The organism is Serratia sp. MF1(2023) (assembly GCF_030954545.1).
Taxonomy (GTDB): domain Bacteria; phylum Pseudomonadota; class Gammaproteobacteria; order Enterobacterales; family Enterobacteriaceae; genus Serratia; species Serratia sarumanii.
The window spans coordinates 433,004-459,157 of the sequence record NZ_JAVHUX010000008.1; the positions used below are offsets into that span (position 1 = coordinate 433,004).

Here is a 26,154-nt window from a genome sequence, read left to right on the forward strand (position 1 = left end):
CGGCCGAGGCAGCCGGGAATTAACGGTCGCCTTTGGTCAGCTCGCGCTTCATATCGATGATGGTCTGGTATTCCGCCAGGGTGGTGTCGCCGATGTGCTGCTTGCCGCCCATCGCTTTGATAAAGCACTGGTGATCGTCTTTATCCAACTTCTTGATGGCGGTGACCACTTTGGCCTTGAAGTCGGCCGGCAGCGAGTTGCTCACCAGGATCGGGCCGTTCGGGATCAGCGGCGACTGCCAGATGATGCGGATCTGCTTCATCAGGTCTGGATGATCCATGCGGATCATGCGGGTGAACGCGCCGCTGGTGTAGCCGGTGTTGTAGTCGCCGATCATCGACGCCCAGGTCACCGCGCCTTCGAACTGGCCGTTCAGCACGCCGAGGATGTCCTGCTCGTGGCCACCGGAGAAGGTGACGCTGGAGAAGGTGTTGTTGTATTTGTTGTCAACCGTGCCGCCGAACAGCTTTTTAAACGCCTGGTTCGGGATCAGGAAGCCGGAGGTGGAATCCGGATCGGCGAAGCCGATGGCCTTGCCCTTCAGATCTTCCAGTTTCTGGTAGGGGCTGCCGGCCTTCACCACCACCACCGAGTGGTAGCCGCGCGACTGGTCGACGTCGTCGACCGCGATGCCGACGATGTCCACCGCTTTCGGATCCTTGATGTAGACCGAGGCGAACGACGACGGCGACATGCTCAGCACCAGGTCAATCTTGCCGCCCAGCAGGCCCTGGATCACGCCGGAATAGTCGGACGAGTTGCGCAGCTTGGTATCGACGTTCAGCTCTTTGTCCAGGAACTGCTTCACGCACTGGTTATCGCCGATCTGCTGGGTGGCGTTCTGGCCGCCGAGAATACCCAGGTTCAGCTCTTTCGGCGCATCCGCTGCGGCAGCATTAAATACCATCATCGCGCCGGCCATCAGGGTGGTCAGACTCAATACTTTTTTCATCAGGTGTGCCTTGTGTGTAAAGGGTAAAGGTCAAAAGTGCTTCAATGGATCTGATTGGCTTCTTCGCCATACAGCTGGTGCAGGATCCGTTCGTTCAGTTGCGAAGGATGCCCGTCAAACACGATCTTCCCGTGGGCGATGCCGATCACCCGCGAGCAATACTCTTTCACCAGTTCGACCGAGTGCAGGTTCACCATCACCGCGATGCCGTCTTCGCTGATTTTCTGCAGCGCGTCCATGATGCGGCGGGTGTTTTTCGGATCGAGCGACGCGACCGGCTCATCGGCCAGCAGGATTTGCGGGTTTTGCATCAGCGCGCGGCAGATGGCGACGCGCTGCATCTGGCCGCCGGAGAGGTGCTCGGCGCGCTGCAGCGCGTGCGGCAGCATGTTGAGCCACTGCAACAGCTCGATGGCGCGCGCGCGGTCGGCGTCATCGAACAGTTTGAAGAAGGATTTCAGAGTGGAAGTGTGGCTCAGGCGGCCCAGCAGCACGTTGGTCATCACGTCCAGCCGCGGCACCAGGCAGAAGTCCTGGAAGATCATGCCGCAGCGCGCGCGCCACTGACGCATCTGGCGGCCGGCCAGCTGGGCGATATCCTGCGCCACACCATCGTCTTCGAAGTGCAGCATCTCGCCGCAGCTGGAAGGAATGGTGCCGTTCAGGGTGTGCAGCAGCGTGGACTTGCCCGCGCCGGAGCGGCCGATCACCGCCACGAATTCGCCGGCGTGCAGATCGAAATTGATGTCATCCAGCACGCGCTGCTGCGCTTTGTAGGCCTTGCCGAGTCCCTTTACCGACAATACTTTGCGGGATGCGACGGCGTGCTGCCCTGGAAAGTCGTGCTGTGCCAATTTTAACAGTGCCTGAGCCATATGATTTCTCTGGTTTCAGTGGCTAATCATTATGGGCACCTATTAACGGATAAGTTTATGACAGTGGGATGATGGTTTTATGGCCGGGGCGTGACGCGTGCCGCCCCGGCGTTCACCTCACGCCAGGGTGAAGAAGTCCAGCCCCAGCGCCGTCTTGACCTGTTGCAGCGTCTGCTGGCTGACCTGATGCGCGCGGCGGGTGCCGTGCTGCAGGATGCGCGTCAGCTCGCCTTTATCGGCGATGAATTCGGCGCGGCGGGCACGGATCGGCTCGAGCAGGCTCTGCAGGCAATCCTCCAGCAGCCGTTTGATTTTCACGTCCCCCAACCCGCCGCGCCGATAGTGCGCCTTCAGATCCGCCACCAGCGCGGTGTCTTCGCAGAAGGCGTCCAGGTAGGTGAACACCATGTTGCCTTCCACCCGGCCGGGATCGCTGACGTTGAGATGGCCGGGGTCGGTGAACATGCTCATCACCGCCTTGTGCACCTCGTCGGCGCCGGCGCCAAGCTGAATGGCGTTGCCGCGCGATTTCGACATCTTGCCCTGCCCGTCCAGCCCCGGCAGACGCCCGACGTTGCTCAACAGCGGCCGGCACTCCGTTAATATCGGTTGGCCGACGATGTGGTTGAAACGCCGCACGATCTCATTGGTTTGCTCCAGCATCGGCAGCTGATCCTCACCGACCGGCACGTGGGTGGCGCCAAAGGCGGTGATGTCCGCCGCCTGACTGACCGGATAAATCAAAAAACCGGCCGGCAGGCTGCGGGCGAAATCCTTCTCGGCGATTTCGTTTTTCACCGTCGGGTTGCGCTCCAGCCGCGCCACGCTGACCAGATTAAGGTAGTACATCGTCAGCTCGGCCAACGCCGGCAGCGCCGACTGCAGGCAGATCGTGGTCTTATGCGGATCGATGCCCACCGCCAGATAGTCGGCCACCACGTTGAGCACGTTGGCGCTGATTTTTTGCGGGTTGTTACCGTTGTCGGTCAGACCCTGCAGATCCGCCACCATCACCGTTTGGTTATGCTGGTGCTGCAGTTCCACGCGCTGGCGCAGCGAGCCGACGAAGTGGCCTAAATGCAGTGGGCCGGTGGCGCGATCGCCGGTAAGAATGGTGTAACTCATGACAGTGCTCCTGAAGGTCTGTAGACCGCCGGATCAACGCCACAAAAAATAATGCCGCCAAACCGGCGGCATTAATAAGAGATGTGAATACTCGTGCCGCCTCAGAAGAGGCGCCACCATGACTGATTGTGGGTGGAGTGCATCGATATATTCATGGCATCAAGGTATACCCGCAGCGGCAACGCGTCAATAGCGCGTAAGACGGCGTTACACTCCGGCATTTGCGTTCCTGCCCTGGCGCGCTAGGGTAAAACCTTCAACCTGAAAAAGGAGCACATGATGAAGATCGGATTTGCCGGACTGGGTGGGATGGGCAGCGCCATGGCGGCCAACCTGTTGCAAGCGGGCTTCGCCTTAACGGTATGGAACCGCTCGCCGCAGGCGGCGCAGCCGCTGGTGAGCGCCGGCGCGCGGCAGGCAGAACGGCCGGAACAGCTGGCCGATGCCGACGTGCTGATCACCATGCTGGCCGACGATGCCGCCACGCAACAGGTGGTGGTCGACAGCGGGTTGCTGCAACGGATGAAACCGGGCGCGCTGCATATCAATATGGCGACCATCTCGGTCGAACTCGCCAAGCGTTTGACGGCGCTGCATGCGGAACACGGCATCGGCTATCTCGCCGCGCCGGTGCTGGGGCGGGTCGACGTGGCCGCCGCCGGCAAGCTGAATATTCTGGCGGCCGGCGATAGCGAGCGGCTGAAGCAAGCGCAGCCGCTGTTCGATGCCCTCGGCCAGAAAACCTGGCACTTCGGCGCCGATCCGGCGCAGGCCAACGTGGTCAAAATCGCCACCAACTTTACGCTGGCCAGCGCCATTGAAGCGATGGCGGAAGGCAGCGCGCTGGTGCGCAACTACGGCGTGTCCGGCGCCGACTACCTGCAGATGCTGAGTAGCACCGTCTTCGCCGCCCCGGCCTATCAGGGCTATGGCGCGCTGATCGCCGCCGAGAAGTATTCCCCCGCCGGGTTCCGGCTGGCGCTGGGGCTGAAGGACGTCGGCCTGGCGCTGGCCGCCGGCGCCGACAGCCATACGCCGATGCCGTTCGCCGGGGTGCTGAAAGACAACTTCCTCGACGCGATGGCGCAGGGGGATGCGGATCTGGACTGGGCGGCGCTGGCTAAGGTGGCGGCGCGGCGGGCGGGCCTGAAATAACGAACGGGGGCCGAGGCCCCCGTTTTTCCGTTCTCAGAACACGATGTCCGCCGCGGGCACGGCGCGGATCGGCACGCCGAAGCTGTCGATATTCGACAGCGTCTCGTTATGGTGGGTGCGGATCAGCAGACCGTCGGCATAGGGTTTGTCGTGGCAGGTATGCGCATCCGCCGCCAGCGTCACCGGATAACCGTGCGCCGCCGCGCTGCGCACCGTGGTATCGATGCAAAACGGCGTGGAATAGCCGCAAACCACCAGCTGCGATACGCCGTTGGCGATCAGTAACGCGCCGAGCGAAGTGCGCAGGAACGAGTCCGGCGTGGTTTTATCCACCCGATGGTCGCCCGGCGCCACCTTCAGCGCCGCGAGCACTTGCCAGGCGGCGCTGCCGTGCGGCAGTTCGTCGTCCGGCGTGTGGTGCTGAATGACGACAACCGGCACGCCCGCCCGGCGGGCGCGCTCGCTCAGTTGATTGATGCGCGCAACGGTGCCCGCGGCATCCGCCGGCGGCGGCGTAAACAATCCTTCCTGCACATCGATAATCAACAGCGCGCTGGTCATGGCGGCTCCCGAAGAGAAGATAAGTGGCGTCAGCACACCGGCTGGCGCGGGCGGAAAATATGGTCGACGCCCTGCTCGCGCAGCCGGTTCACCAGATCGTGCCCGCCGTTCGGCGTGGCGTGCGCCAGCTGCCGCTCGGCGGTAAACACCGGGCTGGCCCAGAACAGGTTCACCGGATCGCCGTACTGCTGCGGCAGAGTCAGGTGCGCGTTATGCGGGTAGAAGGACGACGATAAAATATAGCCCTCGTAGCCCAGCGGCGCCACGTCCGACTCCAGCGTATGCCCTTCGCCGATCCAGGTCAGCCGCGCCCACGGCGCATGCGCGAAACCGGCCAGCGCGCTGGCCATCTGCACCGCGTTGTCTTCGGTCATGTATTGGCTGTCGATGGCGATCGCCATCTCCATACGGCGATAGCGCGAAGCCTCGTCGTTGAACAGGATCTCCACCCACGGCATCGGCCGGATGCTGACCCCCATGGTGAGGAAGTAATAGATGCCGTCGCGCTCGTGCTGGGTGATGGCCATCGGCGGCCACTTGCCCTGATCGATGGCGTAGTACTTCACCGAAGGGCCGAAATGCGACTCATAGCGCGCCTGAAAATCGCGCTGCATCTTCGGCCACGGGTTGCCCTCTTCACGCTGCCAGCTGCGCCAGAACTGGCGGGTGCTCTCCGCCTGCGCATACTGGGTGTTGGTCGAGGCCGAACCGAGCGGATAGGCCAGCGGGCTCTCCTTGATGCAGCTGGCGGAATAGCACACCGAATGGTCGATATACAGGCTCCAGCCGGGGATCACCGCCAGCAGTTGGCCGTAATACCACAGGGCCGCGCCGTCGTCGCTTTCGCTCCACACCACCATCAGCCCTTCCGGGTTCAGCGGCGCTTCGCCTTCCAGGTTGCGGCAATACTCCGCCGCCAGCATCGGCGGCTGCCCTTGTTCCAGCGCGGCGCGATCTTCCTGCAGCGGCGCGGCGGCCAGGTTGCGCAGCCAGCAGGCGCGCACCTGATAGCGATCGCTGTAGGCTTCGGCGGGATAGATATAAAAATAGGCTGCCCTGCTCCCTTGCTGAACCACCGCAACCAGCGTCTGGTTCTCATTGCTGACTTCAGCAAGTACGTATGACTCGTTCATATCACCTCAATAGGGTCAGGGCGCGGCAGAATCGGCTGCGCGCTAAAAATGGAATGTGGTTTTGCCCCCAAGTGTAAAACGCATTACTGGCCGGATCACCCGTAAAAGTCTCAAAAGCGGCCGTAAACGAAGATAAACAAAGACTAATTATAGCGGCTGTGGCTCATGACGGCTGAGTGATGCGCCGCACCGCGCGCTGATAGGAGCCGTTGCGCATCGACGCGCCCAGCACCTTGCCGAGGCCTGCGGCGCCCGTTCGCACCAGCCGCCGCCGCAGCGCGCCCGGATGAAAACCGAACTGCCGCTGCGCCCAATCGGGCAACAGATCGATGCCCGCCTGCATCACCACCCCGCCGAGCGGGCGCGCCAATGCGCTCGGCGCCGGCGCCTTCAGCAGAATGCGCGCCACCTCTTGCGTGCGTTCATCGCAGACCAGCTGCGGCCGCATCGCCTGCAGGTACTCTTCGACCTCCGCGCAGGACTGAGGGATGGCGGTCGCCCCCAGCGCGGCGGCCACGCGCGCCGCTTCGCGGTAGTATTGATCCTGCAAATCGCGGGAAAGATGGGGGTTGCGGTAGCGCAGGTGGCTGGCCAGAAAACGGCTGCTCTCCGCGACGTGCACCCAGGTGAGCAGCGCCGGATCGCTGGCGGCATAAGGCGTGCCGTCGCTGCCGACGCCGGTCACCCGCAGATGGATGGCTTTGACTTTGGCAATCAGCCGCTGCGCCTCGGCGGTCGGGCCGAAAGTGGTAACCGACACGAACTGGCTGGTGCGGCGCAGGCGGCCAATCATATCTTCGCGGAAGTTGGAGTGATCCCACACCCCGGCCAGCGCCAGCGGGTGCAGCATCTGCAGCAGCAAGGCGCTGACGCCGCCGCACAGCATCGGGGTGAAATCGCGGTGTACCTGCCAGATGACCGACTGCGGGCCGAACAAGCCCGGATCGCCCGGCGGGTTCTCAAAATCGACGCCGCCGAGCGCCAGCCCAGTCAGGCTGAGCACCTGTTTTTCTATCGCTGCGCGTACCGCTTCCATCCTGCTGCCCTCTCGCTCATTCAGCGGCCAGTGTATCACGCGGCGGGCGCCCCATTGCGCCCTGCGGCGGTTGAAAGCATTAACTTACTGAATTACATTTATTATACCGTCGGCAGAAAGGCGGGCCTATTCGATCCACTGCAGAGGCGCTTTGCAGGGCGTTAACCCACGTTAATTCGGCACTAACCCCACAAAACCTCTATCTAGTTTTTTTCCTCCAACTTAGATAGCAGAGAGTTCGATGATTACCATCAGAGCACGCGCGGCGGAAGACAACGCGCAATTGGCAGATATCTGGCTGCGTTCGGTGCGCGCCACTCACCATTTTTTAACCGAAGACAACATCGCGCAGCTGTTCCCGCTGGTGCTGAACGACTACCTGCCGGCGGTTAACGTCTGGGTGGCCGAAGAGCGGCCGGGGCACCCCTGCGGCTTTATTGGCCTGAACGGCAACAAGGTGGAGATGCTGTTCATCGACGCCGATCAGCGCGGCAAAGGGGTGGGCAAAGCGCTGCTGACCCACGCGGAAACGCTGCACGATGAACTGCAGCTGGACGTGAATGAGCAAAACCCGCAGGCCAGCGGCTTCTATCGCCACTACGGGTTTGTCATCACCGGCCGCTCGCCGCTCGACGGCCAGGGCAACCCGTTCCCGCTGCTGCACATGAAGCTGGACAAACGCTAGCCCTCCCGCCGGCCGCCCTGCGGCCGGTTTTCTCCCCCCTGTTTCACCCGCCGGTTTATATATCAAATCAGAATAAGTAATAGAATTTACATTCTTCCTGTCACTATAAACCCTCGGTAGGATTGCCCGGTATTCACCCGCAACAGAGATTCCGTCCGCCACTCCCCGCCGGGTTGTGCCCCGCAGAAAAGCCGAACGATCCCTGTCCGGCGCACCGCGCTCTGGACGGAATGCTGTGATGTATCGATAAGGATCCGCTTCGCTATGATCGTTCTTTCGAACGTTTGCAAAACTTTTGACAGCACACAGGGCCGCGTCGTGGCGGTAGACAACGTCAGTCTGGCAGTAGAGGCCGGGCAAATTTACGGCATCATCGGCTACAGCGGCGCCGGCAAAAGCACGCTCATCCGCCTGCTTAACGGCCTGGAAACGCCCACCAGCGGCCGCATTGACGTAGGCGGCTTCAATATCGCCCGCGCCAAAGGCAGCCACCTGCGCCAGGCGCGCCTGAAAATCAGCATGGTGTTTCAGCACTTCAACCTGCTGTGGTCGCGCACCGTCAGCCAAAACATCGCTTTTTCCATGCAGATCGCCGGCGTGCCCAAGGCGCAGATTGCGCCGCGCGTGGCGGAACTGATCGCGCTGGTAGGCCTGCAGGGGCGCGAAGACGCCTACCCGTCGCAGCTCAGCGGCGGCCAGAAACAGCGCGTCGGCATCGCCCGCGCGCTGGCCAATAACCCGAGCGTGCTGCTGTGCGACGAGGCCACCTCGGCGCTCGACCCGCAGACCACCGACGCCATTCTCGACCTGCTGCTGGACATCAACCGCCAGTTGAAATTGACCATCGTGCTGATCACCCACGAGATGCACGTGGTGCGCAAAATCTGCCACCGCGTGGCGGTGATGGAAAACGGCCGCATCGTCGAAGAAGGCCCGGTACTCGACGTGTTCACCCGGCCACAGCAACCGATCACCCGGCAGTTCGTCAAACAGGTGTCGCAGTATGCGGATACCGAAGAGAGCTTCAACCCGCTGCTCACCGCCCATCTGCCGGGGGCGATTTTCAAGCTGACCTTCGTGGGCGTGCAAACCCATCAGGCGGTGATCTCTGAAGTGATCCGGCGCTACGCCCTGACCATCAACATTCTGCACGGCAAGATCAGCCACACCCTCAACGGTTCGTTCGGCGAACTGTACATTCACGCCGAAGGCAACGAACAACAAGTCGCCGACATGCTCAGCCTGCTGCACGAAAGAGATATCGCCGTCGAGGTTATCCAACATGATTGAATCCCTGTTCCCCCACCTGCGTCTGGACCAACTGTGGGACGCCACCTGGGAAACGCTGTACATGACCGGCATCGCCGGTTTGGCCACGCTGGTGCTGGGCATCGTGCTCGGCGTGCTGCTGTTTTTAACCTCGAAAGGCCAGCTGTGGCAGAACCGGGCGGTCTACTCGCTGATCTCCGTACTGGTCAACGTCTTCCGCTCCATTCCGTTCATCATTCTGATCGTGCTGCTGATCCCGTTCACCAAATCGCTGATCGGCACCATTCTCGGCGCGGACGCGGCCCTGCCGGCACTGATCGTCGGCGCGGCGCCGTTCTACGCCCGGCTGGTAGAGATCGCGCTGCGCGAGGTCGACAAAGGGGTGATCGAAGCGGCGCGCTCGATGGGCGCCAAAAACCGCACCCTGATTTTCCGCGTATTGCTGCCGGAGAGCTCGCCGGCGCTGGTTTCCGGCATCACCGTCACCCTGATCGCGCTGGTGAGCTACACCGCGATGGCCGGGGTGATCGGCGCCGGTGGCCTGGGCAACCTGGCCTATCTGGAAGGGTTCCAACGCAACCACAGTGACGTGACGCTGGTGGCGACGCTGACGATCCTGCTGATCGTTTTCGTCATTCAGTTCATCGGCGACACCCTGACAAGAACGCTCGATAAACGTTAATTAACCAAGGAAAACGATGATGAAAAAGCACCTACTGATGTTGGCTTTCGCCTCCGTCGCCACCCTCGCCTCTTTTGGCGCCACGGCAGCGACCAAGCTGGTGGTCGGCGCCTCCAACGTGCCGCACGCCGAGATCCTCGAACAGGCCAAGCCGATACTGGCGAAGGAAGGCATCGATCTGCAGATCAAGCGCTTTCAGGACTACATCCTGCCGAATACCGCCTTGGCCAGCCACGACATCGACGCCAACTACTTCCAGCACGTGCCTTACCTGAACTCGGTGCTGAAAGACCACGCCGACGACAAGAGCTACGACTTCGTCAGCGCCAGCGCGATCCATATTGAGCCTATCGGCATCTACTCGAAGAAGTACAAGAGCCTGAAAGATCTGCCGGAAAACGGCAAAATCATCATGCGCGACGCGGTGGCGGAAGAAGGCCGCATCCTGTCTATTTTTGAACGGGAAGGCGTGATTAAGCTGAAGCCGGGGGTGAGCAAGGTGGACGCGCGCATCAGCGACGTGGTGGAAAACCCGAAACACCTGAAGTTCCAGGCCAACGTTGAAGGCGCGCTGCTGCCGCAGATGTACAACAACGACGAAGGCGACGCGGTGGTGATCAACGCCAACTACGCCATCGACGCCGGGCTGAATCCGACCAAAGATCCGATCGCGGTCGAAAGCGGCGAAAACAACCCGTACGCCAACATCATCACCGTGCACCAGGCCGACGTGAACAAACCGGAGATCGTGGCGCTGGTGAAGGTGCTGCACTCCAAACCGATTCAGGACTTTATCCGCGAGAAATACCAGGGCGCGGTGATCCCGGTCAATCAATAATCGGTTACACGGCCCGATAAAAGCCGGGCCGGTTGTTACACCTTATTGCCAATCTGGCTGAGCCGCGGCCACACCAGCATCAACGCCTCCAGCAACCGCAGCAGATCGCTCCGGCTTGCCCCTTCGCGCGCCTGCACCGACATGCCTTCAATGGTGCAAATCACGTATTTCGCCAGCAGCGTGGTGTCGGTTTTCGCCAGCAGTTCGCCCTGCTGCACCTTGCGATCGAAGCAGGCCTTCAGCGCCGCTTCCTGCGCATGATGTTTCCTGCGCAGCATCTGGGCGACGTCGTCGGACGCAGACGACAGCGCGGCCGAGGCGCACACCATAAAGCAGCCTGACGGCGTATCGGGGTCGGTAAACACTTCAACGGAAGAGCGCACGTAGGCCTCGACGATCTCGGCCACCGGCAGATCCTGCTCCAACAGTTGGTTGGTGCAGGTGGTGTATTTTTGCAGATAGCGTTCCACCGCCGCGCGGAACATTCCTTCCTTGTTGCCGAATTCCGCATACAGCGTCGGCGCCTTGGCGCCGGTCACTTCCACCAGATCGGCCAGCGAGGTGGCTTCATAACCGTGCCGCCAGAACAGATCGAGCGCGCTTTCCAGCGCCCGGTCGCGATCAAATTGTTTCGGTCTGCCGCGGCTTTTCTTGCCGCAAACCTCTTCATTGATGCTCATCGTTCCTCTCCTATCCCGCTCCACGGCAGGGTTAGCACAAATAAATTAACGATCATTATAAAAAAATATTGCGCCTTCGTCGAGAACCGATTAGCATTTAGTTATCGATCGTTAAGATAATTTAGCGAAGCGGATTAAAACCCTCTATTCACCGTTATCGGAAAGGAATTAACATTATGAAAAACTTAAAATTAACCTTAGCAGCTCTCACTCTGGCCAGCGTTTCCTTCGGCAGCTTCGCCGCCGATTTAGTCCAGAACCAACCGGCAGACCAGCAGAAAGTGGGCGTCATCACCGTCAGCGGCGCGTCCGATCTGACCTCGCTGGAAAGCAGCCTGGCCGCCAAAGCCGATCAGGCGGGTGCCAAATCCTTCCGCATCATCGGCGCCGGTGGTAACAACCAGCTGCATGGAACCGCAGAAATCTATCAATAACAAGACATTAAACCAGCGGATCGCGAGAAATTCTGCTCCCGACGCCAGGGCATCAAAAAAAATTAATTAACGAGCATTAAAAAAATACTTGCAATCCGTCAAACCGGCATCTAACATTAAATTATCGATCGTTAATTAATTTAACGACATTACAAAACAAACATCGTAAAGAACATAGATAGGAAATAAGACCATGAAAAACCTGAAAATGACCATCGCCGCCATCGCACTGGCCTCCGTCTCCTTCGGCAGCTTCGCCGCCGAACTGGTCAACGCTCAACCGGCCGATCTGCAAAAAACCGGCGTCGTTACCGTCAGCGGTGCTTCCGACCTGAGCAGCCTGGAAAACAAACTGGCGGCCAAAGCCGACGCGGCCGGCGCCAAATCCTTCCAGATCATCGCCACCACCGGCGACAACAAACTGCACGGTACCGCGATCATCTACAATTAATTGCCAGATAGGTATTCGTGCAAAAGGGCGGCTCAGGCCGCCTTTTGTTTGTTTTGACGCCAACGTTCTGTTGTAAGCTGTAGCAACCTTTTTTTGCTGAGCCGAGCAACGACATGACCCCCCTGCTGTTTCACAAATATCACGGCCTGGGCAACGACTACCTGGTATGCCACCGTTCGGTCGCCGATCGTCTGAGCCAGGAACAGATCCGCCTGCTGTGCCACCCGCATTACGGCATCGGTTCCGACGGCCTGCTGATCGACAGCGGCGACGCCGTCAATCCCACCCTGCGCATCATCAACCCGGACGGCTCCGAAGCGGAGAAAAGCGGCAACGGCCTGCGTATCTACGCGCGGTATCTGTTCGACAGCGAGCGCGTAGGGCATCAGCCGTTTCTGGTGCACACCGCCGGCGGCGACGTGCGTTGCCAAGTGGCGGAAGACGCGCATCAGATAACCGTGGAGATGGGGCGCGCCAATTTCAGCCCGGCGGCGCTGCCGGCCTTGATCGATCTGCCGGAGGCGCTGAACTATCCCCTGCCCCTGAGGGAGGAGACGTTAAGCGTTTCGCTGGTGTCGATGGGCAACCCGCACTGCGTGGTGCCGGTGGAGAAACTGGATCTGGCGCAGGTGCATCGGCTCGGACCGCAGATTGAACGCCATCCGCTGTTCCCGAAACGCACCAATGTACAACTGGTGGAAGTGGTCGATCGCCAGACGCTGCGCATCGGCATCTGGGAGCGCGGCGCCGGTTTTACCCTCGCCTCCGGCAGCAGCAGCTGCGCCGCCGCCAGCGTGATGCGCAAGTTGGGACGAGTCGGCGATCGGGTTAGCGTGCGGATGCCTGGCGGCGAACTGCAGATCGCCTTCAGCGGCGATTTTCAGGTCAGCATGCGCGGACCGGTGCATAAAATCGCCACCCTGACGCTGGACGAAGATTGTTTTGCCGGCGGCGCGGGGCTGTTTACGGGATCCACCCCAGCAGTCTGAACCACAGATAGTCCAACGGCACCAGCAGCGCAAAACTGAGCGCGGCCAACAGCAGGCACAGCTTCAGCCCTTCGCGCGCCGGCACTTTGCCCATCCCCATCGCCACCACGATCGGCGAAGCCTGATACGGCAGCAGCGGCGTGGCGTAACCGATCACCTGGGTCATCAGCACCGTCAGCAGCGGCAGGCCGCTGCCCGCGGACAGCGCCTGCGCCAGCGGGGTAAACAGCGCCGGCACGCCGTTGGCGGTCACCACGAAATTCAGCAATGCGGTGATCCCCACCAGCGAACCGAATGCGGTGAACGGTTTGCCGTGCAGATCCGGCATCATCGCCAGCAGCGCACCGCCCAACCGATCGCCAAGCCCCGAGTGGCTGACCAGCGCCGTCAGCCCCAGGATCCCCGCCACGTAGATGCAGGTGCGCACGTTAACCCCGGCGGCGAACTGCTCGCCGTTGAGAAACCCGATACGCGGCAACAGGCACAAGCAGGCCGCCGCCAACCCGATCCAGGCGGGAGCGATGCCGTGCCAGCTGTCGGTCATCCACAGCAACACCGTGGCGCCCAACAGCGCGATTAGCCGCCATTCGGCGGCGCTGAGCGGGGTTTGCGCTGCCTCGGCCGCCACCGGCTGCGGCCGCGCACGGAACAGGCCGCAGATGCACAGCGTCAGCAGCGCGCCTTTGGCAACCCCGAGCACCGGGGCGTGCAACAGCAGGTAAGAGAGATAAGCGAAGTGGCTGCCGTAGGCGCTTTCCGCCGCGCCGCTCATCACCAGGTTGGGCACGTTGGCCGGCAGGATGCTGGCGGAGAGCTGGAAGGTGCCGAATCCCACCGCCAGCGCCAAACCGATGCGGCCGCGCGAGCCCTCCGCCAGACCGGCGCGATCGGCCAACGCCATGACGATCGGCATCAACAGCGTAATGCGCCCCATGTTGGAAGGCATGACAAACGCCAGCGCGTAGCTTATCGCCACCACGCCGCCCACCAGGCGCGGCCAGGAGCCGGCCAGGTGCGGCAAGAGTCGGTTGGCCAGGCGATCCGCCAAGCCGGTGCTGCGGATGGCGGTGCCCAGCACGAAACCGCTGAGCACCAGCCAGAATGCGGAAGACGCGAAACCGGAAAAGGTCACTGCGGCGGGCGCCAGCTGCAACACCATCACCGCCGCGAAGAACAGCAGCGCGACCAGATACTCCGGTAAGCGGGCGCTGGCCCATAGCGCGATGACCACCAGCGTGACCAGCGCGGACAGCGCCATCGGATCCCCCAACATAGTTTCCTCCCTGATAAAACGTTGTGATTGTTATCAAACGGTTAACAGGGTGGCACAAGGCGCGGGCGCTAACCTTGAAACCGCTCACATATCGTCGTTCTGCAGATTTTTCAGCATGCACACGTTGCAGCCGTGATGGCCGGTGTTGCCGCGCCGTTCCGTCAACAGCGTGAACCCCAGCGCGTAGTACAGCCCGATCGCCTCTTTCAACTGTTCGGTGGTTTCCAGGTAGCAGTAGCGATACCCCGCCGCCCGCGCCGCCTTAAGCGCCTGCACCACCATATAGCGCGCCATGCCCAGCCCGCGCGCGCCGGGCTTGAAGAACAGTTTCTGCAGCTCGCAATAGCCGGGCTCTTCGCCCGCCAGCGGCGCCATGCCGACGCCCCCCACCACCTGCCCGTCCCGCTCCAGCACCCAGTAGTGGCCGCCGTTGTCGCGATACAGGCCGGTCAGCCGATCGAGATCCGGATCGTGCAGGCTGACGCCTTCCATCTTGTCCATACCGTACTCGCGAAACACATCGCGAATGATCGCCGCCATCGCCGCATCGTCGCGCGCGGCGATCGGCCGCACCCGCAGGTTGACGTCGCGCTGTTTGCGCGCGCTGCGCAGCGCCGCGGTCATCTTTTTCATCGCCGCCGTGGTGCTCGCCAGCTCATCGTCGTCCAACTGCGCCAGCGCCGCCTGCATAAAACCGTCGGCGTCGCTCTCGATGCCGGCCAGCGCCTTGCCGCCCTTTTTACTCAGCCGATGCAGGTTGTGCCGCCTGTCATCCGGATGATCCACCGTTTCTATCACACCGGCGGCCACCAGGCTGCGCAGCGCCCGGCTGGCGCTGGCCTTGTCGATGCAAAGCCGGGCCGCCAGCTCGGTGACGCCCAGCGGCTGCTCGCTGACTTCGATCATCAGATGGATCTGCAGCGGCGAAAAGCGCGAGCCGTTGCTCTGCTTGTTCAACATGCCGAATTCTCTGACCAAACTACGCGCCAATGCTCTGAAATCCCTGATGTTCACAATTGATATCCCCGATTAGCTACCGATGAAAAATGACACTTGGTTGATAGTGTTACCTATTTTTCACTACCTTAACGGATCATCAAGCCGCCATGAACCCCGGCATAACACAGGAGTTGATGCAAAACGTAACATTACGCAATACAACAAACTGATTAGTTAAAATATTTCAGGATTAATGGCCATATGTTTGCGATTAAAAAGACAATAACCCAGACAAAAAATGCACAATCGTGGAAAACGCTGTGATGACAAGAGAAAATCGATACTAATTCATTGTATTCCAATAGGTTACAATAATGTTAATAACGACATTAATGCCGATATCTTGTTGTAATTTGTTACATATTCATGGCAGGATCGCGGCGTTTCCATAACGGCGGCAACGTTCGTTATGTCAACGTCGGGCGCGGGTTGCTCCCGCGCTGTTTTATGCTCATGGAGAGATCGCATGCCAATGAAAAAATCACTCGCCGTCTGTTCCGTTGCCCTTTCCGTCACTTTGCTGGCGGGCTGCGCGACCGAATCCTCCCGCTCTTTGGAAGTGCCGAAAGTGGCTTCCTACAACACCACTTATCAGGGCCCACGCAGCCCTATCGCCGTCGGCAAATTCGACAACCGATCCAGCTACATGAACGGCATCTTCTCCGATGGCGTCGATCGGCTGGGCAATCAGTCCAAGACTATCCTGATCACGCATTTGCAGCAGACTGGCCGTTTCAACGTGCTGGATCGCGCCAACATGGAAGAGTTGAAAACTGAAGCCGGCATTAAAGGGAAGGCGCAAACGCTGAAAGGCGCCAACTATGTGATTACCGGCGATGTCACTGAATTCGGCCGTAAAGAAGTCGGCGATCATCAGCTGTGGGGGATTTTGGGCCGTGGTAAATCACAGGTCGCTTACGCCAAAGTCAATCTGAACGTCGTAAACGTACAGACCTCAGAAGTCGTCTATTCCGCTCAGGGTGCCGGTGAATACGAACTGTCCAATCGCGAAATCATCGGTTTCGGGGGCACCGCCAGCTACGACTCCACCCTCAACGGCAAGGTGCTGGATCTGGCCGTGCGTGAAGCCGTCAATAACCTGGTCACCGGTATCGAAAACGGCGCATGGCGCCCTGCTAACTAACGGAATAGAAGCAGAAAGATGATAACTAAAAAAATGGGCGGGGCGCTGTTTGCAGCGACCCTGCTGGCCGGCTGCGCCGCGCCGAAAACGCTTTACAATTGGGATGGCTACCAGACTTCTCTCTATCAATACTACCAGCAGGAAGGGCAAAGCCCTGAGCAGCAGATCGCCACGCTGAAAGAGATCGTCGAGAAATCCCGCGCCAAGGATAAAGCCGTACCGCCAGGTCTGCATGCGCAGCTGGGGCTGCTGTACAGCAAAATCGGCAACGACGGACAAGCCATGAATGAATTCAACATGGAAAAAACGCTGTTCCCGGAGTCGGCGCCGTTTATGAATTTCCTGATGGCCAGGGACAAAGGGAGCTTTAAATGAAACGTGTACTCACTTTCCTCGGCGTTGCCGCCACCCTGTTGCTAAGCGGCTGTGCCAAGCAGACGCCTTATGACTATGCGGCGTTCCATGAGAGCAAGCCGAAGTCGATCCTGGTCTTGCCACCGGTTAACCAGTCGCCGGACGTCAAAGCCAGCCACAGCGTGCTCGCCAGCGCCACCTTGCCGCTGGCCGAGGCCGGTTACTATGTGTTGCCGGTCGCTGTAGTGGAGGAAACCTTCCTGCAAAACGGCCTAACCAACGCCAACGACATCCGCGCCGTCAGTCCGAAAAAACTGCACCAGATTTTCGGCGCCGACACCGTGCTGTACCTGGATGTCACGCAATACGGTACCAGCTACATGGTGATCAGCAGCGAAACCCGCGTTACCGTAGCCGCTCGCCTGGTCGATCTGCGCAACGGCAAACAGCTGTGGGCCGGCACCGCCACCGCATCCAGCAACGAAGGCAACAACAACTCCGGTGGCCTGCTGGGCATGGTGATCAGCGCCGCGATTTCGCAAATCGCCGATACCATCAGCGACAAAGGATTTGATGTTGGCGCCATCGCCAACACCCGCCTGCTATCGGCGACAGGTCAGAACGGCGCCATTCTTTATGGCCCACGCTCACCTCATTACGCCAGCCAGCGTTAAGCCGTCTCTCGGGCGGCCTTCTCGGGCCGCCTATGCCAAACTTGTCCCTTTTGCCAAAAGTAGCCCATGCTTTAACGGCAACTGCTCCTCTCCTTCTGGCTAACCGGGACGCTGGCTCATGACGAAAAAAACCACCCTGCTGCAATTCTTCCACTGGTACTACCCCGACGGCGGCAAACTGTGGCAGGAGGCCGCCGAGCGCGCGCCGCACCTCGCCGAACTGGGCATCACCGATCTGTGGCTGCCGCCCGCCTGCAAGGGCGCTTCCGGCGGCTACTCCGTCGGCTACGATACTTACGATCTGTTCGATCTCGGCGAGTTTGACCAGAAAGGCAGCGTGGCCACCAAATACGGCGACAAGGCGGCGCTCGAACACGCCGCCAATACGCTGCGCGAACACGGCGTGGGGGTGCTCTACGACGTGGTGTTCAACCACAAGCTCGGCGCGGACGAGAAAGAACAGGTACACGTGTTCAAGGTGGACGCCAACAACCGCAACGACATCGACGACCAGGGCTTCGACGCGCTGGCCTACACCCGCTTTACCTTTCCCGGCCGCCAGGGCGTGCATTCCGAGTTTATCTGGGATTACAAATGCTTCAGCGGCGTCGACTACGTTGAGCAGCCGGACGACAAAGGGGTGTTCAAAATCGCCAACGACTATGGCGACGACGGCTGGAACGATCAGGTCGACGACGAAAAGGGCAACTACGACTATCTGATGGGCGCCGACGTGGAGTTCCGCAATACCGCCGTGACGGAGGAGCTCAAATACTGGGCGCGCTGGCTGTTGGAAAGCCTGCCGTGCGACGGCTTCCGCCTGGACGCCGCCAAACACATTCCCGCCTGGTTCTTCAAAGAGTGGGCGGATCACGTGCGCGACAGCGCGCAGCGCGACCTGCTGATCGTTGCCGAATACTGGTCGCACGATCTGAGCGCGCTGCAGCAATACATCGAGTTGGTGGACGGCAAGGTGATGCTGTTCGACGTGGCGCTGCACCTGAAGTTTCATCAGGCGTCGAAACAGGGCGACGGCTTCGACATGGCGCAAATCTTCACCGATACCCTGACCGCCGCCGATCCGGCCCACGCGGTGACGCTGGTCGCCAACCACGACACCCAGCCGCTGCAGTCGCTGGAAGCGCCGGTGGAACCCTGGTTCAAACCGCTGGCCTACGCGCTGATCCTGCTGCGCGAACAGGGCGTGCCCTGCGTGTTTTACCCCGACCTGTATGGCGCCAGCTACCGCGACAAGGGGCGCGACGGCGGCGAGTACCAGATTGATATGCCGGCGATCCCGGAGCTGGAGAAGCTGATCGCCGCCCGCCAGCGTTTCGCCAACGGCCCGCAAACCGACTACTTCGACGACAGCCACTGCGTGGCCTTCAGCCGCGCCGGCACCGCCGAGGCCCCCGGCTGCGTGGTGGTGCTGACCAACGGCGGCGAAAGCGGCAAAACCGTCGCGCTGGGCGCCGATCTGGCGCACACCGCCTGGCGCGATTTCCTCGGCAACCGTCAGGAGGAAATCACCACCGACGACCAGGGCAGCGCCCATTTCCCGGTCAACGCCGGCAGCGTCAGCGTCTGGGTACCGGCCGCCAGCCTGTAAGCACCCGCCGCCGCGCAATGATGCAGCGGCGGCAAAACTAATGTTTGCCTTTCGGGTCTAACTTACGCTATCAACTGCGCAAGCCATTCACACCGGAGCCTAAATAGGGTACAAGGCTGCATGAAAATTCCAAAACGACTCCAGCCGCTGGTTGATGACGGATTAATCGACGACGTCATCCGCCGGTTGAAAAGCGGCAAAGAAGCCGACGTGTTTATCGTGCGCTGCGGCGATGAGATCCGCTGCGCCAAAGTGTACAAAGAGGCCGAGAAGCGCAACTTCAAGCAGGCCGTTCACTATCAGGAAGGGCGCAAGGTGCGCAACAGCCGCGACGCGCGCGCCATGAGCAAAGGCTCCAAATTCGGCCGCCAGCAACAGGAAGAAGCCTGGCAAAACACCGAAGTGGACGCGCTGTATCTGCTGGCCAAGGCCGGGGTGCGGGTGCCGCAGCCGGATATCTGCCTGGACGGCGTGCTGCTGATGGAGCTGATCACCGACGAAGAAGGCCTGGTGGCGCCGCGCCTGAGCGATGTCATCCTGACGCCGGAACAGGCGCGCGCCGATCACGCCCTGATGATGAACTACGCGGTGCGCATGCTGTGCGCCGGCCTGGTCCACGGCGACCTGTCGGAATTCAACGTGCTGATGGATAAAGACGGGCCGGTGATCATCGATCTGCCGCAGGTGGTGGACGCCGCCGCCAACAACCACGCCAAAAGCATGTTCGAGCGCGATATCGGCAATCTGGCGGAATATTATGGCCAGTTCGCGCCGGAGCTGCGCGATAGCCAATACGCCAAAGAGATTTGGGCGCTGTATCAGGAAGGCAACCTGACGCCGGACAGCGTCCTCAGCGGCCGGTTCAGCGAAACCCTGAAACGCGCCGACGTCGGCTCGGTGCTGGAAGAGATCCAGGCCGCCGGCGAGGAGCATCAACGCCGCATGATGGCGCGCAACGCGGAAGAGTAACGCGCCGCGCTATTCGACGCGAAACACCTCCGGCCGCTGCGGCGTCGCCGCCTCGTGATAAATATCCCCCAGATAGCCGGCGATCTCCTCTTCGCGCAGGTCGGCCGGCAGCACGATATCGCAGCTGGGAGCATATTTGCGCTCCGGCAGCGTCACGCGGAACAACCGCCATTCGTCCCCGATGCGCTTCACGCCCAGCAGACGGCCGAATACGTTAAAAATCATCATCCGCCATTCCCCCGCTCGTCGCTTTCAGGCTATAACACTGTGATGCCGCCGCAGTGAAAAGGAAAGCGTATGAGTGAAAAAACGCCGCAGTTCTGGCGCGATCCGCAGTTGCCGTTCGTCGAAGCCCGCGCCATCGCGGATGGCCGCCAGGTGTGCTACAGCCTGCACAGCCACGAATTCTTTTCCATCGGCGCCATCACCGGCGGCGTCAGCACCTATGTCAACGGCGAGCGGCGCATGCAGGTCAGCGCCGGCGATTTGGTTGTCATCAACCCGCAGCAGGCGCATGCCTGCAACCCCATCGCCGATCGGCGTTGGTCGTACATCATGTTCTATCTCGATCTCGCCTGGCTCGGCGCGCTGCAGCAGGAGCTGCTCGGCGGCGACGGCGACCGTTTTGTTCCGTTCAGCCAGCCGCTGAGCCGCGATCCGGCGCTGTTCCACGGCCTGAACCGGCTTTATGCGCTGCTGACGGATCCGCTGTGCAGCGTGCTGGAAAAACAGATCGCCATGGTGGAGTATTTCAGCGCCCTGCAGCTCGGGCTGGGCGATGCCCGCCAACCGGAGACACCGCCGCATGCCCGACTGGAAGCGGCGGCGGCGTTTATCGACGCGCACTGCACCCGGCCGCTGACGCTGGACGACATTTGCCGCGCCGCCGCGCTGTCCCCTTCTTACCTGATCCGCGCCTTCCGCCAGCGCTACGGCATGACGCCGCACGCCTATCTGGTCAACCGCCGCGTGCAGCACGGCCATCGGCTGTTGAAAAGCGGCCTGCCGATCGCCGCGGCCGCCAGCGAAAGCGGCTTTGCCGATCAGGCGCACTTCCAGCGCACCTTCAAACAGCTGCTGGCCGCCACGCCCGGCCAGTATCAAAAACCCTCCGCCAGCAGATAGCAGGCGCTGGCCGCCAGCAACGCCGCCATTGCGCGGTTGAAACGCCGCACGTTGCGCGCCTGCCTGAGCAGGCCGCGCAGCATCGCGCCGACATAGGCCCAGCAGGCCACCGAGGCATAGCAAATCACGAAGTAGAGCCCGGCGAACTGCCACAGCAGCCGGATGTCGCCGTCGCCGACAAAGGCGCCGAGGCTGGCCACCGACGCCAGCCACGCCTTGGGGTTCAGCCATTGCATCAGCGCGCCGTAGCGGCAGGAAGGCGCCCGCGCCGCGCCGCTGCCCAACCTGCCGTCGTCAAACGCCAACCGATAGGCCATAAACAGCAGGAAAGCCACGCCGGCCCACTGAATCAAGCGGGTCAGCGCCGGCCACAGGATCAGCAGCTGGTGCATGCCCAATCCCAGCAGCACCAGCAACAGGGTAAACCCCAGCGTGGCGCCGAACACGTGGCGCTGGGCCGCGCCAAAGCCGAATTGCGCCCCGGCGCTCAATGCGACGATGTTGACCGGGCCGGGGGTGATGGAGGCCGCCAGCGCAAACGCGGCCATGGAAAGGTAGATATTCATGATGGTCACCTGAGAAAGTATTCACAGGCGCCAGAATGCCGACCGCCGTCGACAAGGTATTGAACAGAATTGCCCTGTTCGGTTTAACGCGCGATCGCCGCCCGGCGGCGCGGCAGCCCGAAGGTGTTGACCGCCATGCCGCCCAGCACCAGCAATGCGCCGCCGAACTGCGCCGGCGACAGCGCTTCGTCCAGCAGCAGCCAGGCGGCGAACAGCCCGACCAGCGGCACCAGCAGCGTCAGCGGCGCAACGCGCCAGGTTTCATAGCGCCCCAGCAGGCTGCCCCACACCGAATAACCGAACAGCGTGGCGGCAAACGCCAAGTAGGCAACCGCCAGCCAGGTGCCGACCTGCACATGGCCCAGGCTGCTCAGCACCGCCTGCGGGCCGTCGAACAACCAGCTGCAGGCCAGGAACGGCACGACCGGGATCGGCGCGCTCCACACCACCAGCGACAAAATGTTGCGCTGCGGGAAACCAGCCAGGATCTTCTTGTTGGTCAGGTTGCCCAGCGCCCAGGAAAACGCCGCCGCCAGCGTCAGCAGCAGGCCCGCCAGGGGGACCGCGCCGCTGCCCGGCTTATGCAGGCTGGCCTGCGCCAGCACCAGCATGCCGCCGCTGGCGATAGCGATGCCGACGAAATGGTTGACGCGCAGCTTTTCGCCCATCAGCACGACACCCAACAGCAGGGTGAAGAACACCTGCGCCTGCAACACCAGCGAAGCCAGCCCCGCCGGCATGCCCACCTTGATGGCGACAAACAGGAAGGCAAACTGCGCGAAGCTCATGGTCATGCCGTACAGCAGCAGCCATTTCCACGGGATCGTCGGGCGCGGGATAAAGAAGATCGCCGGCAACGCCACCAGCAAAAAACGCATCCCGGCCAACAGAAACGGCGGCATGCCCTGTAAACCGAACTTGATCACGACGAAATTCACGCCCCAGATCACCACCACCAACAGCGCCAACAGCCGATCGCGCAATGTCATCCTCGCCCCGCTTATCCCATTGAAAATTCGCTTTAGCTTGCAGGTTACAACCAAACCGGGCGTATGGACACCGGCAAACGCCGGCGATTATTCCGGCATCAGGCCGATAAAGGTGGTCTTCTTGCGCGGGCCGGTCATCAGCGCTTCCAGCTTCTCCACGCACTGCAGGTAGTGCGGGGTCTGCTTGTGCGCCGCCACCGCCTGCTCGTCGCGATAGGCTTCATAGATGTAAAACCGCGTCGGAATCTGTTCATCCTGCAGCACGTCGAAGCGCAGGTTGCCCGGCTCTTCGATTGCCCCCAGGTGATTAGCGCGGAAAACATCGATAAATTCGTCGATTTTGTCTTGTTTAACGTTGATCTCAACCAATGTGACGTGCATGACAGCTCCTTGTTTGAACGGCGCGCCGTAGCATGGCGCTTTCCAACCATAGGTTTATTCCCGTCGATTGCCCTGCCGCAACGGCAATTTTGCCGCCTGGCTCACAAATCGCATCGGCGACGCCCACTCCTCCCCCGGCGGGGTAAGGCGGCGGCATCTATAGTTAACACTCCTCCCCCTGAGAGCATAGGCTATGGATAACTACTTGATGGCGCTGGACGCAGGAACGGGCAGTATTCGCGCGGTGATCTTCGATCTGGCGGGCAATCAGATCGCGCACGGCCAGGCGGAGTGGCAACACCTGGCGGTGCCGGGCGTGCCCGGCTCGATGGAGTTTGACCTCAGCCGCAACTGGCAGCTGGCCTGCCAGTGCATTCGCCAGGCCTTACAGCGCGCCGGGCTGACGGCGCAGGCGATACGCGCGGTGGCCTGCTGCTCGATGCGTGAAGGCATCGTTCTGTACGACCGCAACGGCGTGCCGATCTGGGCCTGCGCCAACGTCGACGCGCGCGCCAGCCACGAAGTCAGCGAGCTGAAAGAGTTGCATAACCACGGCTTCGAACGCGAGGTGTATCAATACTCCGGCCAGACGCTGGCGCTGAGTGCCATGCCGCGCCTGCTGTGGCTGGCGCACCATCGGCCGGACATCTACCGCCAGGCGGCGACGCTGACCATGATCAGCGACTGGCTGGCCAACATGCTCAGCGGCGAGCTGGCGGTCGATCCTTCCAACGCCGGCACCACCGGCATGCTGGATCTGACCAGCCGCGACTGGCGGCCGGCGCTGCTCGACATGGCCGGGCTGCGCGCCGATATTCTGTCGCCGGTGAAAGAGAGCGGCAGCGTGCTGGGGCGCGTCACCGAACAGGCGGCGCAGGAGAGCGGGCTGCTGCGCGGCACCCCGGTGGTGATGGGCGGCGGCGACGTGCAGCTCGGCAGCCTGGGGCTTGGCATCGTGCGCGCCGGGCAGACGGCGGTGCTCGGCGGCACCTTCTGGCAGCAGATCGTCAACCTGCCGGAGCCGGCCATCGATCCGGAGATGAACATCCGCATCAACCCCCACGTCATTCCCGGCATGGCGCAGGCGGAATCCATCAGCTTCTTTACCGGCCTGACCATGCGCTGGTTCCGCGACGCCTTCTGCGCGGAGGAAAAATTGCTGGCGGAGCGGCTGGGGGTCGATGCCTACAGCCTGCTGGAAGAGATGGCGGCCAGGGTACCGCCGGGCGCCTACGGCGTGATGCCGATTTTCTCCGACGCCATGCATTTCAAAACCTGGTATCACGCGGCGCCGTCGTTCATCAATATGTCGATTGACCCGGAGCGCTGCAATAAACAGACGCTGTTCCGCGCGCTGGAGGAGAACGCCGCCATCGTCTCCGCCTGCAACCTGGAACAGATCGCCGCCTTCTCCGGCGTGCAGGCGCGCTCGCTGGTGTTCGCCGGCGGCGGCGCCAAGGGCAAGCTGTGGAGTCAGATCCTCAGCGACGTCACCGGGTTGACGGTGCGGGTGCCGGTGGTGAAAGAAGCCACCGCGCTGGGCTGCGCGATCGCCGCCGGCGTCGGCGCCGGGCTGTTCGAGTCGCTGGCCGAAACCGGCGAACGCCTGGTGCGCTGGGAGCGCGAGCATCAACCCGACATGACCCACCATGCGCTGTATCAGGAACAGAAAGAAACCTGGCGGCAGGTTTACGCCGATCAGCTGACGCTGGTGGATAACGGCCTGACCACCTCGCTGTGGAAAGCGCCGGGGCTTTAAACGCAAGCGGCATTCGGTCATAACCTTATGCCGTTTTATTCCTTTCCCCCGCAGCGCGGCGCAAGCCGCGTTTTCACTCGCCGCCGGCGATTGTTTCCCCTCAGAAACAGTGTAACCACCGCAAACGGATTTATCCGCGGCTTCGGCCTGCCGTAGATTGTGACTTCGGTCACGCCGCGCCCCGAGCGCGGCCTGCGCATTCACCCAAGACGAGCGGCATTATGCTGAATAATAAAGATAAACCTGCATCATCCCCGTGGCCGGCGATCTTCTCGCTGACGGTCGCCTGTTTTGTCATGGTCACCACCGAGTTTCTGCCGATCGGCCTGCTGACCAACATCGCCCCTTCGCTCGGCGTCAGCACCGGCACCGCCGGGCTGATGGTCACCATGCCCGGCATCGTGGCGGCGGTGGCCGCACCGGTGTTGAGCCTGGCTTCCGGCCGACTGGACAGACGCCTGCTGATGCTGGGACTGTCGTTGCTGCTGATGGTGTCCAACCTGGTGGCGGCGCTGGCCGTCAACTTCCCGATGATGCTGTTGGGCCGCGTGCTGCTGGGCGTCTGCGTCGGCGGTTTCTGGTCGTTCGCCGCCAACTACGGCCGCCATCTGGTGCCGGAAGCCAGCCAGGGCCGCGCCACCGCGCTGATCCTCAGCGGCATCTCGGTCGGCGCGGTGTGCGGCGTGCCGGCGGGGGCGCTGATCGGCGATCTGTTCGGCTGGCGCGCCGCCTTCTTCGGCGGGGCGGCGCTGGCGGTCGGCGTACTGTTGGCGCAGCTGCGTTTACTCACGTCGGTACCGCCTTCCCGGCCGGTTACGCCGCGCGATCTGGTGCTGCCGCTGCGCCTGCCGATGGCGCGCATCGGCCTGATTGCCATCGTGCTGCTGTTCATCGGCCACTTCGCCGCCTATACCTATCTGCGCCCTCTGCTGCAACAGGTGTTCGTGCTCAGCCCATCGGCGATTTCGCTGCAGCTGCTGGCCTATGGCGCCATCGGCCTGCTGGGCACCTTCCTCGGCGAGCGTCTGGGGGAGTACAGCCTGCGCGCCACCTTTATCCTGATCGCCGCCATGCTGGCGGGCATTCTGATCGTTTCGCCGCTGCTCAGCGGCCTCGCCGGCGCCACGCTGATGGTGTTGGTCTGGGGGCTGGCGTTCGGCGCCGTGCCGGTCTGCGCCACCAACTGGATGTTCGCCGCGGTGCCGCAGGCGCCGGAAGCCGGCCAGGCGCTGCTGGTGTGCGTCATCCAGATCGCGCTGGCCTCCGGCGCACTGCTGGGCGGCGAGGTGGTGGACTGGCAGGGCGTCAGCAGCGCCATGCTGTTCGGCGGCGCGCTGATCCTCTCCGCCACGCTGGTGTTCGGCCTCAGCTTGCGCTCCGGCGCGATTGGCGCTAAACAGTGTTAATCATTATTTATCCGCAGAAACATGCCCCGGCCACTGCCGGG

At 61.8% G+C, this 26,154-nt stretch carries 29 protein-coding genes; 16 read left to right on the plus strand and 13 right to left on the minus strand.

The features are described 5' to 3' along the window. Positions 1-19: 19 nt before the first annotated feature. The 3 genes from phnD to trpS all read right to left on the minus strand — a co-directional run bounded on the left by phnD (position 20) and on the right by trpS (position 2,952). Positions 20-952 carry a phosphonate ABC transporter substrate-binding protein gene (phnD, locus tag REA38_RS04915; protein ID WP_025302014.1) on the minus strand — a complete coding sequence of 311 codons (933 nt, stop codon included), beginning with the start codon at positions 950-952 and terminating at the stop codon, positions 20-22. 41 nt (positions 953-993) lie between these two features. Beyond that, positions 994-1,827: a phosphonate ABC transporter ATP-binding protein gene (gene phnC / locus REA38_RS04920; protein ID WP_308885186.1), complete on the minus strand. Its 834-nt coding sequence runs from the start codon at positions 1,825-1,827 to the stop codon at positions 994-996. 117 nt (positions 1,828-1,944) lie between these two features. Further along, on the minus strand, positions 1,945-2,952 hold the full coding sequence (gene trpS / locus REA38_RS04925; protein WP_041034039.1) for a tryptophan--tRNA ligase: 1,008 nt from the start codon (positions 2,950-2,952) through the stop codon (positions 1,945-1,947). Between the two features lie 279 nt (positions 2,953-3,231). Between trpS and REA38_RS04930 the strand changes: the two genes are divergently transcribed. Beyond that, positions 3,232-4,107, plus strand: coding sequence for an NAD(P)-dependent oxidoreductase (locus tag REA38_RS04930; protein WP_060438056.1), 876 nt, complete (start codon positions 3,232-3,234; stop codon positions 4,105-4,107). Positions 4,108-4,140: 33 nt separating this feature from the next. Here REA38_RS04930 and REA38_RS04935 read toward each other — a convergent pair whose 3' ends face one another. The 3 genes from REA38_RS04935 to REA38_RS04945 form a co-directional block, all read right to left on the minus strand. After that, positions 4,141-4,668, minus strand: a complete 528-nt coding sequence (locus tag REA38_RS04935) for a cysteine hydrolase family protein (RefSeq protein WP_060452743.1) — start codon at positions 4,666-4,668, stop codon at positions 4,141-4,143. A gap of 29 nt (positions 4,669-4,697) precedes the next feature. Next, entirely contained in the window at positions 4,698-5,801 is a 1,104-nt protein-coding gene (locus REA38_RS04940) for a suppressor of fused domain protein (protein WP_043146926.1), read from the minus strand. Between the two features lie 163 nt (positions 5,802-5,964). Then, entirely contained in the window at positions 5,965-6,837 is an 873-nt protein-coding gene (locus REA38_RS04945; protein ID WP_004939498.1) for an oxygenase MpaB family protein, read from the minus strand. Between the two features lie 241 nt (positions 6,838-7,078). Between REA38_RS04945 and REA38_RS04950 the strand changes: the two genes are divergently transcribed. From REA38_RS04950 to REA38_RS04965, 4 genes are all read left to right on the plus strand, one after another. Beyond that, complete coding sequence (locus REA38_RS04950) at positions 7,079-7,522, plus strand: acetyltransferase (RefSeq protein ID WP_015377088.1); 444 nt, start codon at positions 7,079-7,081, stop codon at positions 7,520-7,522. A 264-nt stretch (positions 7,523-7,786) separates the two neighbouring features. Continuing rightward, positions 7,787-8,812, plus strand: a complete 1,026-nt coding sequence (locus tag REA38_RS04955) for a methionine ABC transporter ATP-binding protein (RefSeq protein WP_308885188.1) — start codon at positions 7,787-7,789, stop codon at positions 8,810-8,812. Next, positions 8,805-9,473, plus strand: a complete 669-nt coding sequence (locus tag REA38_RS04960) for a methionine ABC transporter permease (RefSeq protein ID WP_033637581.1) — start codon at positions 8,805-8,807, stop codon at positions 9,471-9,473. The genes REA38_RS04955 and REA38_RS04960 overlap by 8 nt, the downstream gene beginning before the upstream one ends. 19 nt (positions 9,474-9,492) lie before the next feature. Continuing rightward, positions 9,493-10,311 carry a MetQ/NlpA family ABC transporter substrate-binding protein gene (locus REA38_RS04965; RefSeq protein WP_308885189.1) on the plus strand — a complete coding sequence of 273 codons (819 nt, stop codon included), beginning with the start codon at positions 9,493-9,495 and terminating at the stop codon, positions 10,309-10,311. 35 nt (positions 10,312-10,346) lie between these two features. On the opposite strand, the gene REA38_RS04970 is transcribed toward REA38_RS04965, so the two are convergent. Further along, positions 10,347-10,991: a TetR/AcrR family transcriptional regulator gene (locus tag REA38_RS04970; RefSeq protein WP_033637579.1), complete on the minus strand. Its 645-nt coding sequence runs from the start codon at positions 10,989-10,991 to the stop codon at positions 10,347-10,349. 176 nt (positions 10,992-11,167) lie between these two features. Between REA38_RS04970 and REA38_RS04975 the strand changes: the two genes are divergently transcribed. The 3 genes from REA38_RS04975 to dapF all read left to right on the plus strand — a co-directional run bounded on the left by REA38_RS04975 (position 11,168) and on the right by dapF (position 12,865). Further along, on the plus strand, positions 11,168-11,425 hold the full coding sequence (locus tag REA38_RS04975; RefSeq protein ID WP_033637578.1) for a DUF1471 domain-containing protein: 258 nt from the start codon (positions 11,168-11,170) through the stop codon (positions 11,423-11,425). A gap of 193 nt (positions 11,426-11,618) precedes the next feature. After that, on the plus strand, positions 11,619-11,876 hold the full coding sequence (locus REA38_RS04980; RefSeq protein WP_033637577.1) for a YdgH/BhsA/McbA-like domain containing protein: 258 nt from the start codon (positions 11,619-11,621) through the stop codon (positions 11,874-11,876). Positions 11,877-11,989: 113 nt separating this feature from the next. Continuing rightward, positions 11,990-12,865, plus strand: coding sequence for a diaminopimelate epimerase (dapF, locus tag REA38_RS04985; protein WP_047568715.1), 876 nt, complete (start codon positions 11,990-11,992; stop codon positions 12,863-12,865). Here dapF and REA38_RS04990 read toward each other — a convergent pair. Further along, positions 12,840-14,138, minus strand: coding sequence for an SLC13 family permease (locus REA38_RS04990; protein ID WP_079656318.1), 1,299 nt, complete (start codon positions 14,136-14,138; stop codon positions 12,840-12,842). The genes dapF and REA38_RS04990 overlap by 26 nt on opposite strands. 84 nt (positions 14,139-14,222) lie before the next feature. Then, entirely contained in the window at positions 14,223-15,128 is a 906-nt protein-coding gene (locus REA38_RS04995) for a helix-turn-helix domain-containing GNAT family N-acetyltransferase (RefSeq protein ID WP_174158678.1), read from the minus strand. Positions 15,129-15,609: 481 nt separating this feature from the next. Here REA38_RS04995 and REA38_RS05000 point away from each other — a divergent pair, with 481 nt between their 5' ends. From REA38_RS05000 to REA38_RS05020, 5 genes are all read left to right on the plus strand, one after another. After that, positions 15,610-16,281 carry a CsgG/HfaB family protein gene (locus REA38_RS05000; protein ID WP_033647014.1) on the plus strand — a complete coding sequence of 224 codons (672 nt, stop codon included), beginning with the start codon at positions 15,610-15,612 and terminating at the stop codon, positions 16,279-16,281. 18 nt (positions 16,282-16,299) lie between these two features. After that, positions 16,300-16,656: a DUF4810 domain-containing protein gene (locus tag REA38_RS05005; protein WP_174158679.1), complete on the plus strand. Its 357-nt coding sequence runs from the start codon at positions 16,300-16,302 to the stop codon at positions 16,654-16,656. Continuing rightward, on the plus strand, positions 16,653-17,309 hold the full coding sequence (locus REA38_RS05010) for a DUF799 domain-containing protein (RefSeq protein ID WP_174158680.1): 657 nt from the start codon (positions 16,653-16,655) through the stop codon (positions 17,307-17,309). The genes REA38_RS05005 and REA38_RS05010 overlap by 4 nt, the downstream gene beginning before the upstream one ends. A 118-nt stretch (positions 17,310-17,427) precedes the next feature. After that, positions 17,428-18,918, plus strand: a complete 1,491-nt coding sequence (gene amyA, locus REA38_RS05015; protein ID WP_033647018.1) for an alpha-amylase — start codon at positions 17,428-17,430, stop codon at positions 18,916-18,918. A 120-nt stretch (positions 18,919-19,038) separates the two neighbouring features. Then, on the plus strand, positions 19,039-19,887 hold the full coding sequence (locus REA38_RS05020; RefSeq protein WP_033637570.1) for a PA4780 family RIO1-like protein kinase: 849 nt from the start codon (positions 19,039-19,041) through the stop codon (positions 19,885-19,887). A gap of 9 nt (positions 19,888-19,896) precedes the next feature. Here the strand turns inward: REA38_RS05020 and REA38_RS05025 are convergent, their stop codons facing one another. Then, entirely contained in the window at positions 19,897-20,115 is a 219-nt protein-coding gene (locus tag REA38_RS05025) for a hypothetical protein (protein WP_033653456.1), read from the minus strand. 69 nt (positions 20,116-20,184) lie between these two features. On the opposite strand from REA38_RS05025, the gene REA38_RS05030 reads away from it, so the two are divergent. Further along, a complete protein-coding gene (locus REA38_RS05030) occupies positions 20,185-21,012 on the plus strand; it encodes an AraC family transcriptional regulator (RefSeq protein ID WP_172904879.1) in 828 nt (275 codons plus the stop codon). Here REA38_RS05030 and REA38_RS05035 read toward each other — a convergent pair. The 3 genes from REA38_RS05035 to lsrG all read right to left on the minus strand — a co-directional run bounded on the left by REA38_RS05035 (position 20,988) and on the right by lsrG (position 22,948). Further along, positions 20,988-21,578 (minus strand): LysE family translocator, encoded by a 591-nt coding sequence (locus REA38_RS05035; RefSeq protein ID WP_033638700.1) that lies wholly within the window; start codon positions 21,576-21,578, stop codon positions 20,988-20,990. The genes REA38_RS05030 and REA38_RS05035 overlap by 25 nt on opposite strands. 83 nt (positions 21,579-21,661) lie before the next feature. Next, on the minus strand, positions 21,662-22,567 hold the full coding sequence (locus REA38_RS05040) for an EamA family transporter (RefSeq protein WP_033647025.1): 906 nt from the start codon (positions 22,565-22,567) through the stop codon (positions 21,662-21,664). A gap of 87 nt (positions 22,568-22,654) precedes the next feature. Next, positions 22,655-22,948, minus strand: coding sequence for a (4S)-4-hydroxy-5-phosphonooxypentane-2,3-dione isomerase (gene lsrG / locus REA38_RS05045; RefSeq protein WP_004939559.1), 294 nt, complete (start codon positions 22,946-22,948; stop codon positions 22,655-22,657). Positions 22,949-23,141: 193 nt separating this feature from the next. Here lsrG and lsrK point away from each other — a divergent pair, with 193 nt between their 5' ends. Together lsrK and REA38_RS05055 are read left to right on the plus strand one after the other, a co-directional pair. Continuing rightward, entirely contained in the window at positions 23,142-24,707 is a 1,566-nt protein-coding gene (gene lsrK, locus REA38_RS05050) for an autoinducer-2 kinase (RefSeq protein ID WP_060438967.1), read from the plus strand. Between the two features lie 221 nt (positions 24,708-24,928). After that, the gene (locus REA38_RS05055) at positions 24,929-26,113 is read left to right on the plus strand and encodes an MFS transporter (RefSeq protein ID WP_033647027.1); all 1,185 of its coding nucleotides are present in this window, start codon (positions 24,929-24,931) and stop codon (positions 26,111-26,113) included. Positions 26,114-26,154: the final 41 nt, after the last annotated feature.